The organism is Streptomyces sp. WM6372, from assembly GCF_001279655.1.
Taxonomy (GTDB): domain Bacteria; phylum Actinomycetota; class Actinomycetes; order Streptomycetales; family Streptomycetaceae; genus Streptomyces.
Map to the genome: position 1 here is coordinate 21,825 of NZ_LGDB01000244.1, position 6,419 is coordinate 28,243.

Here is a 6,419-nt window from a genome sequence, read left to right on the forward strand (position 1 = left end):
GGTCACAGCTGGGCCATCCTCTTGCGCCGGACGAGGTAGATGAAGACGGGTCCGCCGATCAGCGCGGTGACGATGCCGACCTGGAGCTCGGCGGGCCGGGTGATGACCCGGCCGACGACGTCCGCGCCCAGCAGCAGCACCGGGGAGAGGACCGCCGAGTAGGCGAGCACCCACCGCATGTCGGGACCGGTGATGATCCGCACCAGGTGCGGGATCATCAGGCCGATGAAGACGATCGGCCCGCAGGCGGCGGTCGCCGCCCCGCACAGCAGGGTGATGGCCACCATGGCGCCGATCCGGGTCCGCGTCAGGTGGGCGCCCAGCGCCCGCGCGGTGTCGTCGCCCATGGCCATCGCGTTGAGCGGCCAGCCCAGCGTGAGCGCGATCACCGCGCCCACCACCAGGAACGGCGCCACCTGCCGGACGGTGTCCATGTTCGCGGAGGCCAGGGAGCCCACGGTCCAGAAGCGCAGCTTGTCCAGCGCCTTGCTGTCCATCAGCTGCACGGCGTTGATGTAGCCGACCAGGGCCGCGCTGGCCGCCGTACCGGCGAGCGCGAGGCGCACCGGCGTCGCGCTGCGGCTGCCGCCGAGCACGTAGACCACGACGGAGACGACGGCGGCGCCGAGGAAGGCCCACCACACGAACTCGCCGAGCGTGGAGGCTCCGAGGAAGGTGATCGCCGAGACCACGGCGGCCGCGGCGCCCGCGTTGACGCCGAGGATGCCCGGCTCGGCCAGCGGATTGCGGGTCAGCGCCTGCATCACGGCGCCGGAGAGGCCGAGCCCGAGCCCGACCATCAGCCCGAGGAGGGTCCGCGGGACCCGCAGATCGCGCACCACCACGTCGGAGGGCGTCCCCGCGTAGTGGAACAGGCCGTGCCAGACCTCGTCGAGGGGCATCTGCTTGGCGCCCACGGCGATGCTCGCCACCGCGATCAGCGCCAGCACCACGAGGGCGCCGAGCAGACCGGCGGCGCGCGCGGCGTGCCGCGGGCGGATGGCGGCGACCGGCGCCGCGCTCTGTTCAGGGGGACTCTCGACCAACACGAAAGTTAGGTTAGCCTACCCTGCGCCCGAACTGGCCCTGAGGCTCCCCGGATCCCCGCGGACCACCTCCGGCCGGCCCGCCGGGACACGTCGGCGGGGCCGGCCCCGCGGCCCCGCGGCCCCGCGGCGGGAGCGGCCCCGCGGCCGGGGCGGCCCCGCGGCGGGCTGCAGGAGGGCGCGTCTACAGCCCGATCCGGGCCAGCGCCTTCCCCGCGTCCAGCGTGCACGAGCCGTCCCCGGCCTGCGTCCACGCCGCCGCGCACAGCGCCCGCAACCCGTCGACCGGGTCGAGCGGGTCCACCGGCTCGTCCTCGCCCCGCAGCTCCAGTACGCCCGCCGCCGCCACCGCGGTCCAGCCCCCGCAGCGGAAGCCCTCCCCCGCCGCCACGACCTCCGGCTGCCCCGTCAGCAGCCCGCGCAGGTCCCGGTCCACGTACGTCGGCCGGTGCCTCGGCTCGGCCCGCAGCAGCTGCGCCGCGTCCGTCACCCCGGTCAGCACCAGCAGGGAGTCCACGTCCCCGTTGAACGCGCCCTCGATGTCCGTGTCCAGCCGGTCCCCGACCACCAGCGGCCGCTCCGCCCCCGTCCGCAGCACCGTCTCCCGGTGCATCGGGGGCAGCGGCTTGCCCGCCACCTGCGGCTCCGCGCCCGTGGCGATCCGTACGACCTCCACCGCGGCCCCGTTGCCGGGCCCGATCCCCCGCGCCCCCGGAATCGTCAGATCGGTGTTCGACGCGTACCACGGCACCCCGCGGTGGATCGCGTACGAGGCCTCCGCGAACCGCGACCACGGCAGGTCCGGGCCCCCGTACCCCTGGACGACCGCCGCCAGGCCCTCCTCGTCGGCGGAATCCACCGGTACGAGCCCCCGCTCGCGCAGCGCGACCCGCAGCCCCTCACCGCCGATCACCAGCACCTTCGACCCCGGCTCCACCTGCTCCGAGATCAGCCGGGCCACCGCCTGCGCCGACGTGATCACCTCGCCGGCCTCGGTCGGGATCCCCAGCTCGCCCAGGTGCCCGGCGACCGCCTCCGGGGTCCGCAGCGCGTTGTTCGTGACGTACGCGAGGTGCATCCCGCCGGCCCGTGCCGCGGCGAGGGACTCCGCCGCGTACGCGATCGCCTCGCCGCCCGCGTACACCACGCCGTCCAGGTCCAGCAGGGCCGTGTCGTACGCCTGGTGCAGGCTGCGCTCGCTGCCCGCCGGACTCGTCCTGCTCTGCCGGGTCATCCTGTCGGCTCCCTGTCCGCTCGATCCTCGACCGGCCCGTCCGTGCGTACCTCAGTCCGTCCGCACGTCCGTGACCGATACCGACCGCATGCAACCTGCGGTCTTCCTCACCCGATCATCCCGCATCGCGAGACGCGTCTTACCATGCACCAATGACCACACCTGGTACCGCGGACGACGGGCTGCGCCTGATCCCCTTCCATGGACTGCGCTACGTCCCGGAGCGTGTCGGCAGCCTGGCCGCCGTCACCTCGCCGCCGTACGACGTGGTCGTGCGGCCCGACGGCGTGGACCACTTGGAGTCCGCCGACCCGCACAACATCGTCCGCCTGATCCTCCCGCAGGCCGGCACCCCCGCCGAGCGCAACGAACAGGCCGCGCACACCCTGCACGATTGGCTCTCCAAGGGCGTCCTCAGCCCCGACCCCGAGCCCGCGCTCTACGTCTACGAGCAGCGCAAGGGGAACGTGCTGCAGCGCGGCGTGATCGGCGCCCTCGCCCTCTCGAAGCCCGACGCCGGCATCGTCCTCCCGCACGAGGACGTCATGCCCGACGTGGTCACCGACCGGGCCGGCCTGATGCGGGCCGCTTCGGCCAATCTGGAGCCCCTCCTCCTCACCTACCTCGGCGGCGACCCCGCGGCCGGCGCGACGGCGGTCGTCGAGCGGACCGCCGGACGCCCGCCCCTGCTGGCCACCACCACCGAGGACGGCTTCCGGCACCGGCTCTGGGCCATCACCGATCCCGCCGACCTGGCCGCGGTCACCGCCGACCTCGGCCACCGCCAGGCCCTCATCGCCGACGGCCACCACCGCTGGGCGACGTACCTGCGCCTCCAGGAGGAGCACCAGTCCCCCACCGACTGGGACTTCGGCCTGGTCCTCCTCGTCGACACCGCCCGCTACCCGCTCCAGGTCCGCGCCATCCACCGGATGCTGCGCCGCCTCCCGGTCGCGGACGCCCTGGCTGCCGTAGAGGGCCACTTCCTGGTCCGCCCGGTCGACGGCCCGCTGCCGCTCGCCCTGGAGGCCCTCTCCGACGCCGCCGAGCGCGGCAACGCCTTCCTCCTGGCCGGCGACGGCACCTTCCACCTGGTCACCGACCCGGACCTGGACCTCCTGGAGCGCACCGTACGGCGCGACCGCCCCGAGGCCTGGCGCCGGCTGGACGCGACCGTCCTGCACGCGACCCTGCTCGACGCCCTGTGGCAGATCCCGGACGCCCCGGAGCAGATCACGTACATCCACGACGCGGCGGCCACCGTCGCCATGGCCGAGCGCCACGGAGGCACCGCGGTCCTGCTGCACCCGGTACGGGAGGAAGTCGTACGGGACCTGGCCCGCCAGGGCGTCACGATGCCCCGCAAGTCGACCTCCTTCGGCCCGAAGCCGGCCACCGGCCTGGTCCTGCGCAGCCTCGACTGACCCCGACCGAGCGGGCCCGGACCGGGCGCGGGCACGAAAAAGGGCGGCACCCCCGGAGGGGTACCGCCCTTTCTCAATGGATCCGGTTCAGCACTCAGGCCTTGTCGCGGTCCTGCGCGTCGTCCTCGTCCTCGTCCTCGACGACGACGATCTCGTCCGTGACGTCGACCTCGGCGTCGGCCTCGGACCGCTCCAGAGGCTCGTACTCCTCGTCGTCCTCGTCGTAGTACTCGGCCTGGTCGGAGGCACGCTCGGCGGCAGCCACCTCGGCGGCGTCCTGCTCGTCGTCCTCGTCCTCTTCGTCGATCCCGTCCGGCTCATCGCCGCCGAGAGCGTCGACGAACTCGACCCCGTCCAGCTCGGCGAGCCGGTCGGAGGCGTCCATCGCGCCGTCCTTGTCCGCCTCGACCGTCTTGGCGAACCACTCGCGCGCCTCGTCCTCACGGCCGGCCGCCAGCAGGGCGTCCGCGTAGGCGTACCGCAGACGCGCGGTCCACGGCTGGACGGAGTTGGAGGCCAGCTCCGGGCTCTGCAGGGTCACGATGGCGGCGTCGAGCTGCCCCATGTCCCGCCGCGCACCGGCGGCGACCAGGCGCATCTCGACCTGGCCGGCCTTGTCCAGCTTCTGCACCTCGGGCTCGCCGGCCATGGCCAGCGCGCGCTCGGGGCGGCCGAGGCCGCGCTCGCAGTCGGCCATGACGGGCCACAGCTCGACGGAGCCGGTCATGCGCTTGGCGGCGCGGAACTCCGCGAGCGCCTCGCTGTACTTCTGCGTGGCGTACGCGGCGAAGCCGGCGGCCTCGCGCACGGCGGCGACACGGGAGGCCAGGCGCAGGGCGATGCGCGAGTACGCGTACGCCTGCTCCGGGTCCTCGTCGATCAGCCGGGCCACCATGACCAGGTTGCGGGAGACCTCCTCGGCCAGGCCCTTGGGCAGGCTCAGGAGCTCCTGGCGCACATCGGCGTCGATCTCGAGACCGGTGACGTCCTCGTCGATCGGAAGCCGCTTGACCGGGTCCCGGTCGCGGTCCGCGCGGTAGTCGCGGTCGCCGCCGCGGTCATCGCGGCCGCCACGGTAGCCGCCGCGGTCGCCACCGCGGTCGCCACCACGGTCGTCACGGCCACGGAACCCGCCGCGGTCGCCGCCGCGGTCGTCACGGCGCGGGTACGAGGGACGGTCGCCGCCACGGTCGTCACGACCGCCACGGAATCCACCGCGGTCGTCGTCGCGACGCGGGTACGACGGGCGGTCGCCACCGCGGTCGTCACGGCGCGGGTAGGACGGGCGGTCGCCACCGCGGTCGTCGCGACGGAAGCCGCCGCCACCACCGGAGGGACGCTCACCACGGTCGTCACGGCGCGGGTAGGACGGGCGGTCCCCGCCACGGTCGTCACGGCCGCCGCGGAATCCACCACGGTCGTCGTCGCGGCGCGGGTACGACGGGCGGTCGCCACCACGGTCGTCGCGACGGAAACCGCCGCCACCACCGGCAGGCCGGTCACCGCGGTCGTCGCGGCGGAAGCCGCCACCGGCGGGACGGTCGTCCCGACGCGGGTACGAGGGACGGTCGCCACCGCGGTCGTCACGGCGCGGGTAGGACGGGCGGTCCCCGCCACGGTCGTCACGGCCGCCGCGGAATCCACCGCGGTCGTCGTCACGGCGCGGGTACGAGGGACGCCCACCGCGGTCGTCATCGCGACGCGGGTACGAGGGGCGGTCGCCACCGCGGTCGTCACGGCGGAAGCCACCGCCACCACCGGAGGGACGCTCACCACGGTCATCGCGGCGCGGGTACGACGGACGGTCCCCACCGCGGTCATCACGACGCGGGTAGGACGGACGGTCCTCGCGGCCGCGGAAGCCACCGCCGGACGGGCGGTCGCCGCCACGGTCGTCGCGACGGAAACCGCCGCCACCACCGGAGGGACGCTCACCACGGTCGTCACGGCGCGGGTAGGACGGGCGGTCACCGCCACGGTCGTCACGACCGCCACGGAATCCACCGCGGTCGTCGTCACGGCGCGGGAAGGACGGGCGGTCGCCACCGCGGTCGTCGCGACGGAAACCGCCGCCACCACCGGAGGGACGCTCACCACGGTCATCGCGACGCGGGTAGGACGGGCGGTCACCGCCACGGTCGTCACGACCGCCACGGAATCCACCACGGTCGTCATCGCGACGCGGGTACGAGGGACGGTCGCCACCGCGGTCGTCACGGCGCGGGTAGGACGGGCGGTCGCCACCGCGGTCGTCACGACGGAAGCCGCCGCCACCACCGCCGGCCGGGCGCCCGCCGCGGTCGTCACGGCGGAAACCGCCGCCGGCGCCGCCACTGGTCGGACGGCCACCGCGGTCGTCGCGGCGGAAGCCGCCACGGTCACCGCCACGGTCGTCACGGCCCCCGCGGTAGCCGCCCCTGTCACCGCCGTCGTTGCGCCGAGGCTCGCGCTCCGGACGATCGTCGGGAGAGTTGGACATGGGTGTGACTCCTGTCTTCGGGGTACCGCTAGTCATTCTCGCGCAACCAACCCATGGCCGCGCTTCGGCGTAAAGAGGTGAAAAACAAAAAGGACCCTTGGTCCAGCGTTGAACGCTGGACCAAGGGTCCTTTGAAAGATTGTTCGGCGGCGTCCTACTCTCCCACAGGGTCCCCCCTGCAGTACCATCGGCGCTGAAAGGCTTAGCTTCCGGGTTCGGAATGTAACCGGGCGTTT

Annotated in this window: 4 protein-coding genes, 1 rRNA gene and 1 pseudogene; 1 reads left to right on the top strand and 5 read right to left on the bottom strand. The window is 74.0% G+C overall.

Annotated features, from left to right (window positions below):
* Nucleotides 1–2 precede the first annotated feature (2 nt).
* Entirely contained in the window at nt 3–1,049 is a 1,047-nt protein-coding gene (locus ADK52_RS36905) for an iron chelate uptake ABC transporter family permease subunit (RefSeq protein WP_199828606.1), read from the bottom strand.
* Between the two features lie 181 nt (nt 1,050–1,230).
* Complete coding sequence (locus ADK52_RS36910) at nt 1,231–2,280, bottom strand: HAD hydrolase-like protein (protein ID WP_053694207.1); 1,050 nt, start codon at nt 2,278–2,280, stop codon at nt 1,231–1,233.
* 152 nt (nt 2,281–2,432) lie between these two features.
* Here ADK52_RS36910 and ADK52_RS36915 point away from each other — a divergent pair, with 152 nt between their 5' ends.
* A complete protein-coding gene (locus tag ADK52_RS36915) occupies nt 2,433–3,704 on the top strand; it encodes a DUF1015 family protein (RefSeq protein ID WP_053694208.1) in 1,272 nt (423 codons plus the stop codon).
* 94 nt (nt 3,705–3,798) lie between these two features.
* On the opposite strand, the gene ADK52_RS36920 is transcribed toward ADK52_RS36915, so the two are convergent.
* The 3 genes and pseudogenes from ADK52_RS36920 to rrf form a co-directional block, all read right to left on the bottom strand.
* The gene (locus ADK52_RS36920) at nt 3,799–4,662 is read right to left on the bottom strand and encodes a tetratricopeptide repeat protein (RefSeq protein ID WP_053694209.1); all 864 of its coding nucleotides are present in this window, start codon (nt 4,660–4,662) and stop codon (nt 3,799–3,801) included.
* A gap of 450 nt (nt 4,663–5,112) precedes the next feature.
* Nucleotides 5,113–6,156: pseudogene (locus ADK52_RS42780) on the bottom strand (hypothetical protein); the annotation flags it as partial.
* A gap of 168 nt (nt 6,157–6,324) precedes the next feature.
* A 5S ribosomal RNA gene (rrf, locus tag ADK52_RS36930) occupies nt 6,325–6,419 on the bottom strand; the annotation flags it as partial.

Excerpts from the sequence above, each read along its gene's own strand:
- ADK52_RS36910 (WP_053694207.1), bottom strand. The coding sequence starts at position 2,280 with ATGACCCGGCAGAGCAGGACGAGTCCGGCGGGCAGCGAGCGCAGCCTG.
- ADK52_RS36915 (WP_053694208.1), top strand. The coding sequence starts at position 2,433 with ATGACCACACCTGGTACCGCGGACGACGGGCTGCGCCTGATCCCCTTC.